This window comes from Desulfogranum japonicum DSM 18378 (assembly GCF_000429945.1).
Classification (GTDB): domain Bacteria; phylum Desulfobacterota; class Desulfobulbia; order Desulfobulbales; family Desulfobulbaceae; genus Desulfogranum; species Desulfogranum japonicum.
Map to the genome: position 1 here is coordinate 62,881 of NZ_AUCV01000025.1, position 20,027 is coordinate 82,907.

Here is a 20,027-nt window from a genome sequence, read left to right on the forward strand (position 1 = left end):
ACCGTATGGAGCATTGCAGTGCGTTATTCACAACTACTCTTACCAACTACTAAAGAAACACCTGCCGAGGCAGAAGTCGTCAGTCATCAGCTTCTTCTGAGAGGCGGTTTTATTCGTAAGCTTACTTCTGGTGTCTATACGTATCTGCCCTTGGGATTCATGGCTATACAGAAAGTAACTGAAATTGTACGTGAGGAAATGAACAGGGCTGGTGCCCAGGAAATTCTCATGCCAATGGTACAGCCAGGTGATCTGTGGCAGGAGTCCGGTCGCTGGAAAAAATATGGTCCTGAGTTGCTTCGTTTTCAGGATCGTCACAGTCGTGACTACTGTCTTGGACCTACCCATGAAGAAGTTATAACAGATATTGCCCGTAAGGAACTGCATTCCTATCGACAGTTACCTGTAAATCTGTATCAGATTCAAACAAAATTTCGCGATGAAATTCGTCCCAGGTTTGGACTCATGCGGGGACGTGAATTCATCATGAAGGATGCGTATTCTTTTGACGCGGACGATGCTGCTTCAGAGTTAAGCTATGAAAGAATGCGAGAGGCGTATTACAAGATATTTGAACGCTGCGGACTTGATTTTCGAGCTGTGGAGGCGGACAGTGGATCCATCGGAGGATCCTTTTCCCACGAGTTTATGGTGCTTGCCAAAACCGGTGAAGATACATTGGTAACCTGTACTGCATGCAGTTATGCCGCTAACGTTGAAAAAGCAGCCATAGCCCCACCTGAAGCCTGCTGTGCAGATATCGATACACTGCCCGCCATGGAGACGGTGGATACACCTGGTATGAAAAAAGTGGAACGGGTGGCTGACTTTTTAGGCGTCTCTTCCTGCGATGTGGTTAAGACGATGTTGTATATTGCGGATGACCAGGTTGTTGCAGCGTTGGTCAGGGGGGATCGTGAGGTTCAATCTGTAAAATTGAAAAATATCCTTGGCGTAGCGGATGTGGAACCACTTCCGGAAGAAGACGTCTGGAAGCGTGTACAATTGCCTGTAGGCTACCTGGGACCAGTGAAAATGGATTTGACCATTGTTGCTGATCAGGAAGTGATGGCCATGGCAACTTGCATCACAGGAGCTAATGTAAAAGGAACACATGTTAAGAATGTTGTACCTGGCAGGGACTTTACCCCTGCGCATGTTGGTGATATCCGACAGATTACCGAAGAAGACAGCTGTCCAGTCTGCCGTGGGACATTACAACTGACCGAAGGCATAGAAGTGGGACACATTTTTAAACTTGGCACCGGATATTCCGAAGCCATGGAGGCAACATACCAAGACAGCGAAGGAAATGAAAAACACTTTGTCATGGGTTGCTATGGGATTGGCGTTAGCCGTGTTGTTGCTGCCGCCATAGAACAGAATCATGATGAGAATGGTATCATTTTTCCCATGCCAATAGCTCCATTCCAGGTGGTCATTCTGAACCTTGGTTTGAAAGACGATGCCATCTGTGAGGCTGCAGAAAAATTGTACCTGGAGTTGCAGGCAAAAGGCTATGACGTTCTTTATGATGATCGAGATGAACGTCCGGGGTCAAAGTTTAAAGATGCTGACCTCATTGGTATTCCTTTACGGGTGACAATCGGAAAAACCTATGCAAAGAGTGGTGACGTTGAGATTCGTCACCGTCAGACAGGTGAAACCGTGACCATGGCCTATGCCGAAACTGTCGCGTACCTTGAAAAAAACATAGATCAGGCTCTTGTCTGATTCTATTGCGCCTCGAAATGGGCGTATGTTTGGATAGATACCGATGAAATTCAAATACCGGCTGTACTTATGCCTGATGTCAGCAACCTTTATTCCCTGACCGCCGGATATCTCCAGGGGGTCGACCTGGAGCCGCTCAAAAAAGCGTATGAATTTGTTTCCGAGCGCCACGCCGGTCATACGCATGAATCCGGTGAGCCATATGTAAAACATGTGATCAATGTTGCATCCAGTCTTGCTGCAATGAAACTTGATCTGGATACAGTTGTGGCCGGGCTTTTGCACGGAACACTGAAAGAAGGGGTTGCCACAGAGGAGGAGCTTGAGAAGCGTTTTGGCCGCGATGTTGCGCATCTGGTTGAAGGTGTGACAAAAATAACCCATGTCCAGTACAATTCAAGACTGACGCACCAGGCTGAAAATATCCGTAAACTGCTTCTGGCAATGGGGGCTGATATCCGTGTGCTGCTGCTCAAGCTTGCAGATCGGCTTCAGGATATGCTAACCCTTGATGTTGTAAGTGAAGAAAAGAGGCGTCAGAAAGCCAGGGAGACCATGGACCTGTATGCCCCTTTAGCCAGTCGCCTTGGTATTGAGTGGTTGAAGAGAGAACTGGAAGACCTTGCCTTCAAACATCTTTTTGCCAATGAATATGCTGAACTGGACAGGCTTCTGCTGTCAACTCTGGATGAGCGACAGGCGTATGTGGATGAAGTAATCAAAATTCTGAGTGTCATATTGCGTCAGAATAAGGTTAACCCCATGCGTGTTATCGGCAGACCAAAACATATGTATTCTATTTACAAAAAATTGGTCGCCCAGAAAATCCCACTGGAAAAGGTTTATGATAAGGTAGCCTTTCGCATTATTGTGCGAACTGTGGAGGAGTGTTACAAGGCCCTGGGCACCGTACATGGTGAATGGACCCCTGTTCAGGGCCGTATCAAGGATTTTATCAGTTCACCGAAGTCCAACAATTATCAATCATTGCATACGACGGTCGTCGGTCCTGCCGGGCATTTCATTGAAATCCAGATCCGTACCGAAGAGATGGATAAAATTGCCCAGGAGGGTGTTGCTGCCCATTGGGCTTATAAGGAAGGTCAAAAGATCTCTGAGCGGGATGCGCGCCTGTTCAAGGATATGAAGAGCCTGGTTCAACATCTGCAGGATGTGGAAGATCCCGGTGAATTTATTGATTCAGTTAGAGGTGAGCTTTTTGACCCTGATGTCTACGCGTTAACTCCAACAGGTGAAGTCCGTGAACTTCCCCGTGGGTCCACTCCCATTGATTTTGCCTATTCTATCCATACCGTTGTTGGCGATACCTGTGTAGGTGCCAAAGTGAATGGTCAGATGGTGCAACTGAAGCATGAGTTGCAGAATGGCGATATCGTAGAAATCATTACCCAGAAACAACAGCATCCCAAACGGGCATGGCTACAGTTTGTAAAGACCGGGCGTGCCAGAACCCGTATTCGCCAATGGCTGCGTAAAGAGGAACGGGAACGTTCACTGAAATTAGGAAGAGAAATCTGTGAACGGGAGCTCAAAAAATATGATGTCAGCTTCCGTGGTCTGTTAAAGGGAGGACACCTGCGTCTTTTGCTCAAGGAGCTCAAGGCAAACCATCTGGACGATCTGCTGGAGCGGGTAGGCTCTGGTGTTATACCTGTTTCCCAGCTGGTTAAAGCTCTGCAACCTGAGGAGTTCCGGGAAGCAGAAGAGCGACGTCGTCAGGAAGAACTGCTTGAGAGGGTTAAAAAAGAAGCTGACAATCGCAACCAGATTGAGAAACGGGAAACCATTGATATCGATGGTGTTGATGATATGCTGGTTAAAATCAGCCGTTGTTGTCGTCCGATTCCCGGGGACGATATTATGGGATTTATTACCACCGGCTCTGGAATATCGATTCATAAAACTGAATGTCCTAATCTGTTATCTTCTGATCCTACCCGCTGGATTGATGTTTCCTGGTCCGGCAAAATCAAAGGAGAGCATCATCTTGCCGGTCTGTTGATCAGGGCTGAAAACAGGAAGAGATTATTGGCTGAGATCAGTGGTGTTATCAGTGCCGACGATGCAAATATTGTTGAAATGAATGCCCGTACCACTGCTGAAAACATTGCACAGCTTAAAGTTCTTGTTGAGGTGACCGGCAGGGAGCATCTGCAGAAATTGCTACAGCACCTGCAGCAAATGCAGGAGGTTATTGAAGTCCGCCGAACCTGATGGTGTAAATAGGTTGTGGTGCCTGGGTGCCTGAACTTGAATAAGGAGGTGGATCAACAAGCTGAACCTTTTCCTTTTTTCAGCTCAGTCATGGAAAAGTGCGTGTAAAGGAATGTGTAATGGGTTCTCGTGGTGAGATGATCCTCTGCGGGATGTGTGGTAATGAATTTGTAGCAAGCAGAATGGTTTGTCCATATTGCGGTGAGTCTGTTACTTTGTCGCCACCTCCAGAAAAAAAATCATGTGTTCAACGAGTTATCAACCTGGAAAAAGGTATGCCCCAGGTGGAACAAGCCATGGAGCGATTGCGCAACGAATTGTATATCTGCCGTTTGCAATATGTTCGCGTCGTGACCCTGATTCACGGTTATGGCTCATCTGGCACAGGAGGGTTGATTCGCGATGAAGTGCGTCGCTACCTGAGCTACTTGCAACATGAAGGCGAAGTTGATGATGTGGTTTACGGGGAACAGTTTCATGGCCATGGAGGTCCGGGAAAGCAATTGATACGAAGATTTCCCATATTGTCAGAGCACAGGGATTTTAAAAAAAATAACCCTGGAATTACGTTGGTGGTTTTATAATGTATTTGCCTGCCAGGCAATCCTACCGTTTTTGATCTCTTCACTTCTGATAAGTTGAGTTCATGTTTGAGGTTCCGATTTCCAGTCTCTCTTTTTCTGAGAGAGGTTTTCCAACTCCCGATCTTTATACAGATATCCTGTTACAGAGGTCAAGTATTTATACCAAGAAGAGAGAATACTTATGAATAAGAGTGTGCGCCCTGCAGGTTCCCTTCGTCCTTTTTCCATTACCTACGACGTGCAGCCCCATGCAGAAGGCTCTGTACTCATTCGCATGGGAAATACCCACGTGTTGTGTGCTGTTTCTGTAGAAAATGGAGTTCCGCCTTTTCTTCTTGGTAAAGAGCAAGGGTGGATTACCGCCGAATACGGTATGCTACCCCGTGCAACCCATACCAGAGGACGACGAGAAGCGGCGGGCAGGGGGCAGTCAGGGCGAACACTGGAGATACAGCGACTCATTGGTCGTTCACTGCGGATGATGGTTGATTTACGACAGCTTGGCGCACATACTCTGCGTGTGGATTGTGATGTAATTAATGCTGACGGTGGAACCCGCTGTGCTTCAATAACCGGTGCAGCTCTTGCTGTGCGTCAGGCACTGAAGGCCATGGTCAGGGAAGAAAAACTTGAGCAGATGCCGGAAATTTTGCCGGTAGCTGCTGTCAGTGTAGGAGTCTCGGATGGAAATGTCGTGCTTGACCTCGATTACATGCTGGATTCCACTGCAGACGTTGATGCCAATTTCGTGATGGCGCGTGATGGTCGTTGGATTGAAACACAAATGACAGCGGAAAGCAGCCCCCTTGCACCTGAAAAATTTTCCCTGATGGCTTCCATGGCCTGGGAGGGGATTCAGCAATTATTTACCCTTTGGGATGAGTGAGTATGAGCACTTTTTTCAATATGCGTAGCTGCTTATAGCGGATCTGACCTTTCCGCGATCTGGCTGGTTTACGTATAGCCCTATACGGTACGGCATCCTGTCTGCGAATATCTTTGATACTGTGTAACCCATTACATGTGCAAGAAATTTGTCAAGCTCAGCCACTTTCTCTGTGAGGCGTTACGAAAGTACAACGATAGCACCGCTGCATTTGAGACTTCATATTTTTGCAAGGCATGATTGGGTAAAAATCGGTGCCGAAATTATAGATCATTGTGATACACTGTTTTTAACAGATCTGGATTCGTGTAACTCTTTTTATGTATTTGCCTGACGGTACCGGAATTATTAAACTTTTGAAGGACATATATGCTTCAGGAACATGATCATCGTGTCATTCTCGAACATATAGATGAATGCGTTATTGTTCTGAACGGTAAATACCAGCTCGTGTATTGCAATCCGCCGTCGTGTGAGCTTTTTGGTCTGGCAGCTTGCAACCCTGGAAATATTTCCCTCTCTGCTTTGCTTCAGTTGGTTCAACCGGATCTTTCCGTACCTACACACAATGAAGAGGAGTGCCTTCGGTTTATCCAGAAAAACGATCTGAAAATACATTCCCGTTGGTATGAATGGCGTGTGAAAACCTTTGATGAGTGTGATATGGGGAGCAAGTCCTTGCTCCTTGTGGGGCATGATATTACAGAAAGAAAAGAAAAAGAACTGACCCTTGCGGCAAGCAATGCCAGAAATCGGCAGTTTATAGATAATCAACCCGTAGGTATGTTTCGCAGCCTGCTGGAAGGGGAAGGCTCTTTTGTGTTCGCCAATCCTGCAGCCGCGGAGTTGCTTGGGAGTCCATCTGTTGAGTCCCTTTTGCAGACTACGGTTTTGTCCCGGTATGAGAATCCGGAAGATAGAAAAAAACTCATCCAGCGTCTTCTTAAGGAAGAGAAAATTGTCGGTTTTGAGGTGAAAAGCCGAAAAGTCGATGGCACGAGTATTACTGTCAGTCTTTCTTTGCAACTCATTCGAGATTCTAAAGGAAATCCTGTGGCGATAGATGCATCGATTTTCGATATTACTGATCGCAAAAAAATCGAACAAGCCCTGTGGTTGACACAGTTTATATATGATCAGGCTGCCATAGGCATTTATCGCCTGGATGAAGAGGCCAGGATTATTGATGTGAATGAGTTGGCTGCCCACATGCTCGGTTATTCAAGGGATGAACTCTGCTCTATGCATCTTTGGGATATTGATCCTGATATAAGTCCCTCAACCTGGCCCGATTTTTGGGCAGGTGCAGGTGAAGGATTCAGGATAGTCGAGAGAAGGCACAGGAAAAGAAATGGGGAGTATATAGCGGTTGAGATCACTTCCAGTATAATTGAATATGCGGGACAACAGTATTCCATTGCGTTTGCCACTGATACGAGTGAACGCAAACAGATGCAGGAAAAGTTGCTGAAAAGTGAAAAGATGCATAGACAGGCACAGCAACTGGCCAAGCTCGGACACTGGGAAAAGGTCTTCGAGAGTAATGAAATTGTCTGGTCAGATGAGATCTATCGGATTTACGAGTTTGATAAGCAGCAACTTACGCCAGGGTCTAACCTGTATGAGATGATATTAGCCAGGGTGCATCCAGAAGATATCACTTTTGTGGGACGGGCCATTGAGGATGCTGTCAAAAGAGGTACCGAGATAGATTTTGTGCATAGGATTGTTCTGCCTGAGAAGAGGATCAAGCACCTTCATGTTATCGCCAGCATTGAATACAGGCAGGATGGAACGCCTTTGAAAATAGTTGGCACTGTCCAGGATATAACCGCACGCAGGGAAGCGGAAATCGAAAAAGAACAAATGGAGAAGAAACTTCTCCAATCCCAGAAATTGGAAGCCATAGGAACACTCGCTGGCGGAATAGCACATGATTTTAATAATATCCTCACCTCTATTATCGGGTTCACCCAACTGGCGCTGCAACGCATGCCTGAGGGAAATAAAGCTGTAAATAGCCTGGAACAGGTCGTTAAAGCCGGGATCAGGGCCCGTGAACTGGTTGCCCATATTCTCGCTTTCAGCAGGCAGGACGAGCAGGTGCTCGAGAAAGTAGACCTGAAGAGTATCATTACAGAAATTGTACGACTTTTGCGGGCTTCCATTCCTGCCAATGTTGAACTGCACCAGGATATTGCTGCTGATTGCTGTACTGTTCTGGGAGTACCGGTGCAGTTCCATCAAATTCTCGTGAATTTATGTACCAATTCCTATCAGGCCATTGGCTCCAGCAACGGCAGAATCACCATAAAATTACGTAATGTGAACATTGGAAAAGACGATTTGCAGAGTAAAGATGCACCCAGACCCGGCCGCTATGTGCAACTAACTGTAGCTGATACCGGCTGTGGAATGGAGCCGTCCACACTTGAACACATTTTTGATCCCTATTTTTCTACTAAGCAAAAAGGTGGTGGTACAGGACTGGGATTATCCGTTGTCCATGGTATTGTCAAATCACATGGCGGATATATACAGGTGCGCAGTGATCCTGGTAAGGGGGCAATTTTTCTCGTCTACTTCCCGTGCGTTCAGGGCCAGGCTCGCGACGACATGCCACCCCGTGAAAAAATACTTCCTGTGGGGGAAGAATACATCCTGGTCGTGGACGATGAAAAAACGATTACGGAACTTCTTTACGAGATGCTGACTAACCTGGGGTATGAGGTTAAGGCATGCAATGACCCTGAAATAGCAGTTCAATATTATCAGGCAAATGCAAATACGGTGGATCTCATACTCACGGATCTGACAATGCCTGGAATGGATGGGGTTGAATTGGCAGCAATAATACGCAAAACTGATGAAGCTGTTCCGATTGTTCTTCAATCTGGATTCAGTGAACTGGTTACCAGGGAAAAATTAGATGCTAGCGGTATAACGTCAATTATCAGGAAGCCCATATTAGAAACGGAACTGGCCCATTGCATCCGGGAAGCATTGGATGGGTACACACGCCAGTCAAAAGGCCAATGAAAACAGGCCACAATTCGCTTAAACCTGGAGATAGTAAAATACTCATGGATGACAGGGCCTGTACTCGTCTACTGGATTAGCGTTCGATGACAAACGGCAACAAACCCGCCATACATAAAAATTTTCTGTTCAAGCTGCGGCCAATACTTCGATGGCTAATAAAGCTACGTGGCTCCATTCGGGCCATAGCAGGAGGTTTTGCCCTGGGGACATTCCTGGCGTTTACTCCTACGATAGGGGTTCAGGTCGTTCTGGCCTTTTTTCTCGCCACCCTGTTTGGGTTAAATCGACCGGCCGCCGTCATTCCGGTTTGGATAACCAATCCGGTAACCTTGGCACCCATTTTTACATTCAACTATTGGGTGGGTTGCTTGTTTTTGCAAGGCCCTCCAGTATCAGAGGTATCTCAAAAATTGCTGACAATAGCACGGGAACTTGCCAGACTGGATATTTTTGCTATTCGCGAGCAGGTGATTATTTTTGTGCAGCTTGGGGGTGAAATTATCATTCCTCTGTTGGTTGGCAGTCTTGTCGTAGGCTCTTTGGCCGGATTAGGGAGCTATCTTGTGGTGTACCGTTTATTGACTTTTTTGCACCTGCGAAGAATGCGTAAAAAAGCAGCCAGGAATAAAGATTGGTAGTTTGAACAGGCGTCTCCGGTTGTTTCCACAACAGCCAAGGGGTAAAAGAGTTACTCGCGCTGCATTCCGTTGCCAAAAATAATCTCTCCGGTTTTCCCTTTTGTTGGCTTGCCGGTTAGAGGAATCCTTATACATGCTTCCGCATGTTTCAGGAATTTACAATAAGACGCACCTTGCGGGCAAGCATGCTTAACTGCATCTGTTTTGTTGACGGATATTTGTAGGTAAGCGTAGACTCCGGGTAAGCGTAGACTCCGAAATCGACTACATGGCTGTGCTTGATATCCTGAACATGCCTGAATCTGAGAAAAAATAATATTTCTCCGACAGACTCAACTACTTGAGCAAAAAACATCATTTATGGACAGGCGCTGATCTATTGCGGCCGCATTCTTGTAATAAATTCGGTCTAAAGAATGTTCCAGCGTTTAAAGCCCATGGCCTGTTCAATGCGGTTGCGAGCAATTCGCATCGCTGCTTCTCTTGGGGTAAGGTTTTCCCGTTGGACGATTTCCAGGACAGCATTGGTGTTCTGCTGTATTTTTTTTGCAATGGTCTGCATGGCTGCGTCTTGTGTTTGCCCCTGATACTCCATAGCTGCACAGATCACTCCGCCAGCATTGGCAATGAAATCAGGAATACTGAGTATACCCTTGTTGTGAAGATATTTTTCAGCTTCCAGTGTCAGGGGAATGTTCGCTCCCTGGGCAACCAGTTTGCACTGTAAGCGGTGGATATTATCTTTGTGAAGCACATCAGGGCGAGCAGCCGGGATCCAGATATCGCAGGGAATATCTATGACAGTTTCAGATGAACCTTTTTCTCCTTCTGGAAAGTCTTTAACTGTCCCCCCTGAATCCTTATGCGCAATGAGGGCTTTTACATCAAGGCCTTCCGGCGCGTATACAGAACCTCGGGAATCGGATGCACCGATGAGAACTGCCCCCCGTTCGGTCAGAAAACGAGCGGCATGTCGGCCAACAGCTCCAAACCCCTGTACTACCACCCTGGCGCCAGTGAGTGTTATGCCGCAATATTTCTGTGCTGTTTCAATGGCATTTACCAGGCCCCATCCTGTGGCTCCGATTTCATCCAGAGGAATGCCACCTATTGCGGCAGGCAGGCCGACAGCCCGACCAATCTGATCTTGTATCCAGGCCATGGTTTCTTCATTTGTTCCCATATCCGGGCCAAAAATATAGTCATGTTCGTTACGCAAGGCATGGGCAAAGCACCGGATGATGTTTTCTTTTTCTGTCCGTTCCATGGCTGGATCGCCATAAATTACGGATTTCCCGCCACCATGGGGAAGTCCAGCTGCAGCATTTTTAAGGGTCATTGCCCTGGCAAGGCGTGCGCACTCATTCACACTGACATCTTCTGCCATACGCAGACCGCCTATGGATGGTCCGACTGCGACATTGTCTATTACAAGGATACCTCGAAGATTGGCTCTGGGTTCGTGGATAGAGATAATTTTAGCAGGTCCCAGTTTATCGTACAGAGCAAAAATGGCGTTGTCGGGCATGGTATCTCCTTGAATATCTCCTCACAGGAAAACTCACTCCCTGTTTCCCTGGCATTTGATATGTCACTGTTTAGAGGTGCCACTTATTAGGATAAGCGCGGTTTGTTACAGGGAGAGTAGATTGCGTTAGCCTTTTTATTCGGGAAACCGTGATCGTCCGGAGAGTAAACGACCATCGGGAGACTCCGTGGCGTACCTGTGAGCAGCTACCTCCCTGATACAGTTTTTCCGGAGAAGAACCCCTGGTTGAAGAGAGGGGAGGGCTCTTTCTCCTTTCAGTTCAGCACAAATGTGCTAATAATGTCAAACAATCAGGATGTAAAAATGATGAGAGATAAAAAGCTCTTGCGCCTGAGATGCTCAGACAGTGTACAAACACCAATATTCAGGAAGAAGGAACAGAATGCTTTCTCGACAACGTATTATCAGTATTGTAGTACCGGTCGCCATTTTTTTTATTACCCTGCTGCTGATTAATACCTACCAGTATTATCGGCTGAGATCTGATATGGCTTCCACCATTATCAGCGATATCAATGAAAGTGAAATGGAACGTGTCCGCTTTTTCTCATCCCAGGTGAATGATAAACTAGAATTGGTAAAACAATGGGGAAGCAACGGGTTAATCTCCTTTCAAGATACCACGCTGTTGAATAAGAAATTATTTCCTCTTCTGGAGCAGGAAGTCCCAGGAACTGGCTATATTCTGGCAGACTCCAAGGGAGACGAATATTTTCTGTTTCGTAACGACAATGCGTATTATACCCAGCGTTATACTATAAAAAGTGGCAAAACAATTGTGGTGAAACATAAATGGAAAAATGCAGACACCCTTTTCTCAGCTGGTAACAGCAGCGAGACAGATTACGATCCGAGAACAATGCCGTGGTTTACTCCAACTCCTGATGGAGCCGTTCACTGGGCAGGTCCCGGTATTCTTGCCCATCAAGACGTCAAGGGAATAAGCGGCTCTGTTTCCTGGAGCCCTTCAAAATCACGCAATGTTCTGGCTTTCAGCATCACCATACCTCTCCGCAATATTGAACAGCTTCTGGAATATGAATCCAAAAGCATGGAGACATACCTTTTTTTGGCCCATGCAGCCAGCGATTTTCTGCTTATAGGCAAGAATTTTCCCTCTTCCACGGATTTATATGCCAAATTACAGCACGCCTGTGCCAGGGTACAGCCTGAGGCGGATAATTCGTATCCGATAATCAGAATACAGGCAAACTCTGAAACCTGGCTGGCTTCCATGAGGCCTGTTAATAAACAGGACGGTCGATTGTTGATAGGTGTTCTTGCCAGTGAAAAATCGTTGCTTGCAGATCTTCGTAAAGAATTGCTGCGAGTGGATCTTGGAGACGTTACCTTTGGTCTGGCCGGGGGAGTCCTTGTCTTTTTCATTCTCCGTTTAAGTGTAAGATTCAACCATCCATCTCAGCCTGGCGAACAGGGCTCTGGAGAAGAGATTATCAGAAAGATTCTTGATACCGGTGAATGCGATACCGTGGAGTTTAAGTCCACTGTCCGAATGAATCTGAAGTCTAAGAAAAACGGAAAAGAAATAGAACTGGCCTGGCTCAAGGCCGTTGCAGCCTTTCTCAACTCCAAGGGAGGGCAACTTTTACTTGGAGTGGCTGACAATGGGGAGGTGATAGGGTTGGAAGCAGATAACTTTGAAAATGAGGATCGTTGTCAGCTGCATGTCAAAAATTTGATCAATCAACATATTGGCAGTGAGTTTTCTCATTTTCTTCACATCAGGTTGCTTATAATTGATAACAGGATGATAGTGCACATTGCCTGCACGCCTGCATCTTCCCCTGTATTTGTAAAAAATGGCAATAACGAAGAGTTTTATATCCGGACCGGGCCATCGAATACGAAATTAAGCCCAAGCCAGACCATCAAATACCTGACTTCAAAAAAATCATGAGAGACGCGGTTAAATTTTACCTAATTTCTGCAACAGCTGAATTCCATCAGGGGTGAACGGTTCATCGGCGTGCAGGGGAAGAATACTCTGCAGGGCGATGAACCGGCCGTATTCAATTTCCTCTTCCTGGAGGATAAACGGGCCGTTGCAAAGGCATGAGTAAATTCTGCCCCACACCCTGTTATTATCCTCTTCAAAGTAGTTGTCGCATAAATGGATGAGCGGCACGTTGCTGATTCCCAGTTCTTCTGAAAGTTCCCGCTTCGCGGCCTCTTCATACGGTTCGTCTGCCAGCACAACACCGCCTGCAGCAACATCCCAGTGACTGGGATATATGTCTTTTATAGCTGTCCTTTTCTGGATAAACAGCTCCTCCTGGTTATTAAACACCAGTATGTAAGTGGCTCTGTGAATCAGGTTCTTCTCACGCATTTCCCCGCGCATGGCTGAGCCGATGGGCTTATTGCTACGGTCTACTATTTGTATCAGTTCGTTTGCGCTCATAAGGGGTATCCTGTCGGTCTATCGGTGACTCAGCTGCCAGCAACTGTGAATCCTGGGATTGCGCGAAAAGTCATGGGGCAGGGTCTGGCTGCTGATATCCTCAACCTGATATTGTTCCGTAATGGACTCTGCCAGCTTAAATTTACGGAAGTTATTAGAAAAGATCAGTATTCCCTCCCGGGTAAGTCGTTTCATTGCCAGGTGCAGTAAAGTTTCATGATCCTGCTGCACACTGAACTGCAGACCCGTATGCCGTGAGTTGGAAAATGTGGGAGGGTCGACAAAAATCAGATCATACCTGTTTTTATCTTTACGCAGCCATTGCATGCAATCAGCCTCTTCCGTCCTGTGACGCGGGCCGCCATATCCATTGAGGGCCATGTTTGCCCTGGCACGACTGAGATATCTGGCGGAAATGTCAACGGTGGTGGTCTCACGGGCACCGCCGGAGGCAGCATACACAGATGCTGTACCTGTGTAGGCAAAGAGGTTTAAAAAGCTTTTTCCCCTGGCAAGCGAGGCTATCTTTGCCCTGGTAATACGGTGATCCAAAAAGAGTCCTGTATCCAGGAAATCTGTAAAATTAACCAGGAAAGAGAGCCCTCCTTCATGAACTTCCTGCAATTTTTCCTTGGGAGCTTTTTGGGAGCCATCTTTTTTCTGATACTGTTCTTTTCCCTTTTGCTGTTTTCTGGTTTTGATGAAAATTTTACTGTGCGGGGTCTGCATCACTTGTCGCAGGGCTTCAAGGGCATGACTGAATCGTTCTGCAGCTTTGGATTCGTCGACGGTTTCAGGTGCGGCAAATTCCTGTACATGAATCCACTCTTCATAGAGGTCTACCGCCAGATTGTATTCCGGAATGTCTCGATCATAAATTCTGAAACATTGAATATTTTCTTTTTCAGCCCAGGGAAGCAGGCTGGTACAATTTTTCAGAAGTCTGTTGGCAAAATCAGGAGCCGGACAGTCTGCCTCTACTGCTGCCGGTTGCCAGCTGAATGGTTTCAGCGGTGGAAACGGTTCCTGCACTCCGGTGAGAAGCTGGCACTTGATAGGGCCGTTGAACAGACGGGTTCGCTCCTGCCAATTCAGGTTGGTTGACTCTGCAATATCAGGGTGGGCTGTAAATACCCCTATATGCCAGCCAGGGAACTGCTCACGAAATCTGCGCCCCAGGAAACGATAGAGATATCGAATGGCCATTTTGTCAGAGAGCCGTTCACCATAGGGAGGGTTGGTCAGCAGGAACCCCTTGTCACTGGGAGGTGTGAGTTGGGCCAGTGGTTGCTGTTCAATGGTAATAACATCACGCAACCCCGCCGCAATAACATTTTTTCTGGCGATTTCAACCATTTTCGGGTCAGTGTCATACCCAATGATTTGGGGCCATTCTTCCGGAAGAGCATCCTCTTCAATGTTCAGTGCTTCCTGGCTCAGGCGATTCCACAGGCCTTTGTCATGTTTGTTCCAAAACATGAAGCCAAAGGTTTTTCGCGCCAAGCCCGGCGCAGTTTTACCCAGCATGAGCGCAGCTTCAATGAGCAGGGTGCCGCTGCCGCACATGGGATCCAGAAGGGTGGAATTGTTTTGCAAGTGGGGAAGACACCCACTGAGCTGGACAATGCCGGCTGCCAGGGTTTCCTTGAGGGGTGCCTCTCCGGCAGAGAGCCTGTACCCACGTCTGTGGAGGCTGTCACCGGAAATATCCAGGGCCAGGGTAGCCTGTGTTCCCTGTACATGAAGATTGATACGTATTCCGGGTTTTTCCACATCAACATTGGGGCGTTTCCCGAAACGTTTTCTAAACTGATCGACAATGGCGTCTTTAACGCGCAGCGAGGCAAATTGACTGTGAGTCAGCTCGGCATCTACCAGTGTCGTGTAGATGGCAAAGGTGGCATTGGGGCCGAAATGTTCATTCCAGTCTACAGTTCCTGCATGTTTATAAAGGGTGTCTGTATCCGCTACTTCAAAGCGGCACAGTTCATAGAGAATTCGTGACGCAAAGCGAGACCAAAGGCAGGCTCGATAACCGCTTTCAAGCGTTCCGGACCAGGAAACAGCGCCTGGGGTACTTTTTACATTTTCACCACCATAGGAGCTTATTTCATCACATACCAGGGATTCCAGGCCTGCCCCACAGGTTGCAACAAAGTGCTGGGGCTGTTTTTTTTTCTTTCTTTTTCTTCTTATTGCAGGGGATGTGGTCATTTCAGTACTGATAGGGGTTTGCGTAAAGGGCGCGTAATATATTGATTGAAGCAGGGAAAGATCGCTCTTTTTCTCCCGGAAAAAATCGGAAATTTGAATCGATATCGAGGCAAGCAACCATATACGCTATGCGTCGGGAAGTAAATAAATACTTGCAGCATGTTCATTTTTTCAAGAAGAGAACAGCACTTCCCTGGCGCAACAGTGAGGAATTTTGGATGTTTATGGGGAAGTGCTGTCTTCACAGAACAAATTGTCTCTCCACCTGTATTTGTGGTACAGTTAAAGTAATATGATTACACAGGGGCGGATATCGGGAAATTACCTCAACACGTATCCCTTATTTTAATCTGTGAACACAATATTCGGCGTTTAAAATGTACATTACCCATGAGTGAAAAGGATACTCCAGATAGCCTGACACAGAAAACAGGGCATGCCTTATATAATATTTTCAGTACGATCCGTGCTAATGCGGAAATGGTTATCGAAGACAGCCCTCAGGATGCCAGGAATCTCCAACGTCTGCAACGTATCATACAGGCATGCGTAAGGGGAGAAAAGCTCGTCGGGCAGGCTCGGCACCCTGCTATCGGGCAGGCGATCACAGAGGTTGCTGCAGATACGGTCAGTCCGATGAACGGAAAGGTTCTGGTGGTCGATAATGAGCCGGAGATTGCTGAACTCATCAGCCGATACCTGCGCAAAGAAAATATAACAGCAGTGCCTTTCTATGACAGCAAGGCTGCATTGCGACGTTTTTTACAGCAACCTGAGGAATTTGCACTGGTAATTACAGACTATGATATGCCTGACCTTACGGGAGTTGAGCTTGCCCAAAATATCCGTCAGGCCGATCCTGCCTTGCCTGTTATTCTCATTTCTGGAATTGAGCGGGACCTTTCCCGCAGGCAATTGGTTGATTTAGGTATTGTCTCCATTGTGTACAAGCCCATTGAAACAAAGAAACTCCTGGAGGCCGTGGACAAGGCTCTGCCAGGACTGTGTCTACCCTGAAATGGTTTTTTACATGAGAGATCGTGAGCGATGGCGCATATTTTACTCATAGATGACGATATTCTTTTTGCCGAAACAGTGCTCGATAAGCTTGCCAGCATGCAACATGATGCGCAGCATTCCCCATCTCTGACCCAGGGAATCCGGGAAGCAAAGCAGAGTGGTTTTGATGTCATTCTGCTTGATGTGTACCTTCCCGATGGTAATGGTCTGGAGGCCATAGAGCAGTTGAGCGGTTTATCTTCCAGGCCCCAGGTAATCATTATCACAGGGCAGGGAACTCCAGATGGTGCAGAATTGGCTATCCAGCATGGTGCCTGGTGCTACCTGCAAAAGCAGTCAGTGATCAAGGAAATATCCCTTGCGCTTACCAGAGCCCTGCAGTATCGACAGGCGCTGCAGAAACAACACCAGGCTCTCCAGATGGTTGAAAGAGATCAACTTGTGGGAGAAAGCCAGGCTTTTCTACGATGTCTCGATCTCCTGGCCAAAGCGGCGCCTGCAGAAGCCAACACCCTTATTTATGGTGAGTCTGGAACAGGCAAAGAGGCTTTTGCCCGGGCCATTCATCAGAACAGTAAACGAGCCCCGGCAAATTTTGTGGTTGTAGATTGTGCAGCCTTGCCAGAGCAGCTGGTGGAGAGTGTGCTTCTTGGACACGTCAAAGGGGCGTTTACCGGTGCAGATCGATCAAACCGGGGTTTGATTCGTCATGCTGATAAAGGTACCTTATTTCTTGACGAGATAGGCGAATTGCCCTTGACGTCTCAAAAGAGTTTTCTCCGAGTGCTCCAGGAGCGAAGGTTTTGCCCGGTGGGCAGTCATAAAGAAGTGGTCAGTGACTTTCGTTTGATTTGTGCCACAAACAGGAATCTTGGGGATATGGTAGCACAGGGAACCTTCCGCGAGGATCTGTACCACCGTATCAGCGGAATGCAGATTTCCTTGCCTCCATTGCGTGAGCGTGGTGAGGATATTCGTTTACTCATGCACCATTTTCTTGAGATTCTGTACCGGCGCTATGGACAGGATCGCAAAGAGATTATGCCTGATTTTATTGATAACCTCGAGGCCTATCAATGGCCGGGAAATGTCCGCGAACTCAATCACGCTATGGAGTCAGCCTTTGCCCAGGCCGTTCATTCACCGGTTCTATTCACCCAGCATCTGCCACTCCATATTCGAACAGCCTATGCCCGTTCCTCCGTGCAAACCGATGACGAAAGAAATGTAGAGGAAATTCGGCATGCCTCCATACCTTCCTGGCGCGAAGCACGAGAAGAATTTGAAGAAACCTATCTTACCAGGCTGCTGAGCGTTGTTGACGGTAATATTATGGAAGCTGGACGGGTCTCAGGTCTTTCGCGGACCAGGCTGTATCAGCTAATGAAAAAATACGATGCCGGCCAGACCATATCTTCACACAAGTAAACGGGCATTGGGTGCTCTCATTCTTCTCTTGTTGTTTCCTTTATTGCACAGTGTAATATTTTGTTTACACTTTTACGCAGCAGGCTGGATTTTGCATTCTGCAGATCTAGACTTTGTTTCTTGTCTATCTGTTTGTTTCTTCACTCTATTTACTGATTTTATTTTGCCTGGCACGCGTTCTGCTTAACGATTATAAGGGCTGTGCTGTTGTTCTGCCTGACTTTCAGCGGGCCTGATTTTCTGTGATGGTAACCTGGAGTCGCTCCTTACCTGCAATTATATGGATAAGGAAAGAGGAACTGAAGGTATGAATATTCTTTTTTATACGGCGGGAAGTTCTGATATAGGGTCACGGTTCAGGCAATCTCTTGAACATATAGAGGCCCTCGAAAGTGTCACCGATTGCTGGAATTACCACGATCTGCGGGCACATTTCGAGAAACTGGCGCCCTTGCCGGAGGCTGTGGTGCTCTATGCAGCAAGCAGCGAAGAGTTGGAGTCATTTTCTGTTTTCAGGCCACGGCTCGATAATGTCTTTTTTATTCTGGTCCTTCCCGATGATCAGGACGAGACCATTGCCAAAGGCCATCTCTTGAGGCCTCGTTTTCTGGCGTACAAGGATGAGGATTTTTCTCAGATAACCGCAGTGTTGCAACAGTTAATGAAAAAACAGCAGGAGCAGACAGATGCTGTACCTGGTCTTTTTCCGGGAAAAACAGGGTGAGATTCATACATTGAGCAGACAAGGGGTTGAATGCAATGAGTAACGAACAACTTTTCGCATCATTTATTCTCGACCGTAAGGAAGACGTGGAAATAGCTTTGCACGCACATGCTGTATTAGAGGCTACTCCGGTGGCGCAATCCATACGGGCTGTGCCAACGAGCACAGCATTTCTTGAGGGATACATGCCACTTCGTAAAGACGTGATTCCCGTTGTGAACCTCAAGAAAAGGCTCGCTTTGGCAGATGTATCATATAGCTCGGATGCCAAAGTGGCTGTTGTGCAGCATGGTAACAAGCGTTACGGCCTGCTGTTTGATGACATACGGGATGTCCTACGGGTTGAAGATCAATATATTCAACCCCTTGAGCCGATGTTGATGACCGATGAAACCGTTGTTTCCAGTTTGATCAAAATGGACGATGGGCGTCGCATAATAGAAATGCTTGACCTGAAAAAGCTGTTTGCAGATAAAGACCTGGCTGCAATGGAAGAGGCTGTTCCGGCTGTTGTAAAGCAGCAGGTCTATACCAGGTATGTCCTGTTTTCATGTCAGGAGCAGATGTATGGGGTCAATGTAGAGGATACCAGGGAAATCTGTTTTTTTTCTGAACTCAACGAAATGTTTGCCAGCGGAGCTATTGAAGGGGCTGTGCAGATACGGGGCAAAATTGTACCTGTCCTTTGTTGTGCAGCATTGATGGGGCGTCAGCAAAGAGAGAGTTTTACACCAACAGAAAATACCCGGATCATCATTATGAAGCGGGGTGATCACAATTTCGGCCTGATTGTAGATCGGGTGGATCGTATTCATGCTGTAACGCAGGCTGATATCATGGCAGTGCCTGGACAGGCACAGGCGTATCTGGAAGGGGTCTGCGCCATTGGCGAAGAGCAAAACGTTATACTGATTGATGCCATGCAACTCATAGAAGCCCAGGCTGATAAAATTGAAGCAATGGCGCGTATTCGTCGAGAAAATGAGGAAAATGAGAAGCAGAAAGTACAATCCTCCACACGGCACATGATTACCGAGCACAGTTATCTCCTTTTTTCCATAGGAAAGAATTTTGCCATAGAACTCAGGGATGTTCAGGAAATCCTTGATACAGATGAATATATGTTCATGCCGGGTGTAAATGGCGTAGTCAGCGGAATTATCAACCTCAGGGGAGATATTGTGCCAGTGGTGGAGCTGAAAAAGTTTTATGATCATTATCAGGCTTGCGTACTTGAACCGGAACCCAAATTGATTATTGGAAAAGCTGGGAATTCACGGGTGGCCTTGCTGGTTGATCAGATTGTCACCATTTATAAGCAGGAACAGTATCATCAGACTCCTTCACTGTGTCCGGAACTGCAAAGTAAGAAAGATACGTTGGACAGGTTGATAGAATATATCAATGAAGAAGATCTCAGGGAACATGTGTTGGTGGTTAATGTGGCAAATTTATTGCGTAATCACCTGTTTATTGATCCTGACGGGATGGAGCCGGAACCCTTGGAAGAAGAACGTCCTGCCTGAGTGCAGTGAGCAGACAATCATAGAA

At 47.0% G+C, this 20,027-nt stretch carries 14 protein-coding genes; 11 read left to right on the plus strand and 3 right to left on the minus strand.

Going from position 1 to position 20,027, the window contains the following annotated elements; translation table 11 throughout:
* Positions 1-18: 18 nt before the first annotated feature.
* The 6 genes from G493_RS0112225 to G493_RS0112250 all read left to right on the plus strand — a co-directional run bounded on the left by G493_RS0112225 (position 19) and on the right by G493_RS0112250 (position 9,119).
* Positions 19-1,734 (plus strand): proline--tRNA ligase, encoded by a 1,716-nt coding sequence (locus G493_RS0112225; RefSeq protein WP_028580626.1) that lies wholly within the window; start codon positions 19-21, stop codon positions 1,732-1,734.
* 69 nt (positions 1,735-1,803) lie between these two features.
* Positions 1,804-3,969: a RelA/SpoT family protein gene (locus G493_RS0112230; protein WP_028580627.1), complete on the plus strand. Its 2,166-nt coding sequence runs from the start codon at positions 1,804-1,806 to the stop codon at positions 3,967-3,969.
* Positions 3,970-4,088: 119 nt separating this feature from the next.
* Entirely contained in the window at positions 4,089-4,553 is a 465-nt protein-coding gene (locus tag G493_RS0112235; protein ID WP_028580628.1) for a Smr/MutS family protein, read from the plus strand.
* 181 nt (positions 4,554-4,734) lie between these two features.
* Positions 4,735-5,439: a ribonuclease PH gene (rph, locus tag G493_RS0112240; protein ID WP_028580629.1), complete on the plus strand. Its 705-nt coding sequence runs from the start codon at positions 4,735-4,737 to the stop codon at positions 5,437-5,439.
* 369 nt (positions 5,440-5,808) lie between these two features.
* Positions 5,809-8,478 carry a PAS domain S-box protein gene (locus G493_RS32165; RefSeq protein ID WP_051309260.1) on the plus strand — a complete coding sequence of 890 codons (2,670 nt, stop codon included), beginning with the start codon at positions 5,809-5,811 and terminating at the stop codon, positions 8,476-8,478.
* Between the two features lie 86 nt (positions 8,479-8,564).
* The gene (locus G493_RS0112250; protein WP_028580630.1) at positions 8,565-9,119 is read left to right on the plus strand and encodes a DUF2062 domain-containing protein; all 555 of its coding nucleotides are present in this window, start codon (positions 8,565-8,567) and stop codon (positions 9,117-9,119) included.
* Between the two features lie 409 nt (positions 9,120-9,528).
* Here G493_RS0112250 and G493_RS0112260 read toward each other — a convergent pair whose 3' ends face one another.
* A complete protein-coding gene (locus G493_RS0112260) occupies positions 9,529-10,647 on the minus strand; it encodes a Glu/Leu/Phe/Val family dehydrogenase (protein WP_028580632.1) in 1,119 nt (372 codons plus the stop codon).
* Between the two features lie 403 nt (positions 10,648-11,050).
* Between G493_RS0112260 and G493_RS32170 the strand changes: the two genes are divergently transcribed.
* Positions 11,051-12,586, plus strand: coding sequence for an AlbA family DNA-binding domain-containing protein (locus G493_RS32170; protein ID WP_028580633.1), 1,536 nt, complete (start codon positions 11,051-11,053; stop codon positions 12,584-12,586).
* A gap of 9 nt (positions 12,587-12,595) precedes the next feature.
* Here the strand turns inward: G493_RS32170 and yfcD are convergent, their stop codons facing one another.
* Both yfcD and rlmKL read right to left on the minus strand, forming a co-directional pair.
* The gene (yfcD, locus tag G493_RS0112270; protein ID WP_051309261.1) at positions 12,596-13,090 is read right to left on the minus strand and encodes an NUDIX hydrolase YfcD; all 495 of its coding nucleotides are present in this window, start codon (positions 13,088-13,090) and stop codon (positions 12,596-12,598) included.
* Positions 13,091-13,108: 18 nt separating this feature from the next.
* Positions 13,109-15,304: a bifunctional 23S rRNA (guanine(2069)-N(7))-methyltransferase RlmK/23S rRNA (guanine(2445)-N(2))-methyltransferase RlmL gene (rlmKL, locus tag G493_RS0112275; protein WP_051309262.1), complete on the minus strand. Its 2,196-nt coding sequence runs from the start codon at positions 15,302-15,304 to the stop codon at positions 13,109-13,111.
* Positions 15,305-15,694: 390 nt separating this feature from the next.
* Here rlmKL and G493_RS0112280 point away from each other — a divergent pair, with 390 nt between their 5' ends.
* From G493_RS0112280 to G493_RS0112300, 4 genes are all read left to right on the plus strand, one after another.
* On the plus strand, positions 15,695-16,321 hold the full coding sequence (locus G493_RS0112280) for a response regulator (RefSeq protein ID WP_028580636.1): 627 nt from the start codon (positions 15,695-15,697) through the stop codon (positions 16,319-16,321).
* Between the two features lie 30 nt (positions 16,322-16,351).
* The gene (locus G493_RS0112285) at positions 16,352-17,752 is read left to right on the plus strand and encodes a sigma-54-dependent transcriptional regulator (RefSeq protein ID WP_028580637.1); all 1,401 of its coding nucleotides are present in this window, start codon (positions 16,352-16,354) and stop codon (positions 17,750-17,752) included.
* 307 nt (positions 17,753-18,059) lie between these two features.
* Complete coding sequence (locus tag G493_RS0112295) at positions 18,060-18,476, plus strand: hypothetical protein (protein ID WP_153306499.1); 417 nt, start codon at positions 18,060-18,062, stop codon at positions 18,474-18,476.
* A gap of 35 nt (positions 18,477-18,511) precedes the next feature.
* Complete coding sequence (locus G493_RS0112300; RefSeq protein WP_028580639.1) at positions 18,512-20,002, plus strand: chemotaxis protein CheW; 1,491 nt, start codon at positions 18,512-18,514, stop codon at positions 20,000-20,002.
* Positions 20,003-20,027: the final 25 nt, after the last annotated feature.

Excerpts from the sequence above, each read along its gene's own strand:
- G493_RS0112230 (WP_028580627.1), top strand. The coding sequence starts at position 1,804 with ATGCCTGATGTCAGCAACCTTTATTCCCTGACCGCCGGATATCTCCAG.
- G493_RS0112235 (WP_028580628.1), top strand. The coding sequence starts at position 4,089 with ATGGGTTCTCGTGGTGAGATGATCCTCTGCGGGATGTGTGGTAATGAA.
- rph (WP_028580629.1), top strand. The coding sequence starts at position 4,735 with ATGAATAAGAGTGTGCGCCCTGCAGGTTCCCTTCGTCCTTTTTCCATT.
- G493_RS32165 (WP_051309260.1), top strand. The coding sequence starts at position 5,809 with ATGCTTCAGGAACATGATCATCGTGTCATTCTCGAACATATAGATGAA.
- G493_RS0112250 (WP_028580630.1), top strand. The coding sequence starts at position 8,565 with ATGACAAACGGCAACAAACCCGCCATACATAAAAATTTTCTGTTCAAG.
- G493_RS0112260 (WP_028580632.1), bottom strand. The coding sequence starts at position 10,647 with ATGCCCGACAACGCCATTTTTGCTCTGTACGATAAACTGGGACCTGCT.
- G493_RS32170 (WP_028580633.1), top strand. The coding sequence starts at position 11,051 with ATGCTTTCTCGACAACGTATTATCAGTATTGTAGTACCGGTCGCCATT.
- yfcD (WP_051309261.1), bottom strand. The coding sequence starts at position 13,090 with ATGAGCGCAAACGAACTGATACAAATAGTAGACCGTAGCAATAAGCCC.
- rlmKL (WP_051309262.1), bottom strand. The coding sequence starts at position 15,304 with ATGACCACATCCCCTGCAATAAGAAGAAAAAGAAAGAAAAAAAAACAG.
- G493_RS0112280 (WP_028580636.1), top strand. The coding sequence starts at position 15,695 with ATGAGTGAAAAGGATACTCCAGATAGCCTGACACAGAAAACAGGGCAT.
- G493_RS0112285 (WP_028580637.1), top strand. The coding sequence starts at position 16,352 with ATGGCGCATATTTTACTCATAGATGACGATATTCTTTTTGCCGAAACA.
- G493_RS0112295 (WP_153306499.1), top strand. The coding sequence starts at position 18,060 with ATGAATATTCTTTTTTATACGGCGGGAAGTTCTGATATAGGGTCACGG.
- G493_RS0112300 (WP_028580639.1), top strand. The coding sequence starts at position 18,512 with ATGAGTAACGAACAACTTTTCGCATCATTTATTCTCGACCGTAAGGAA.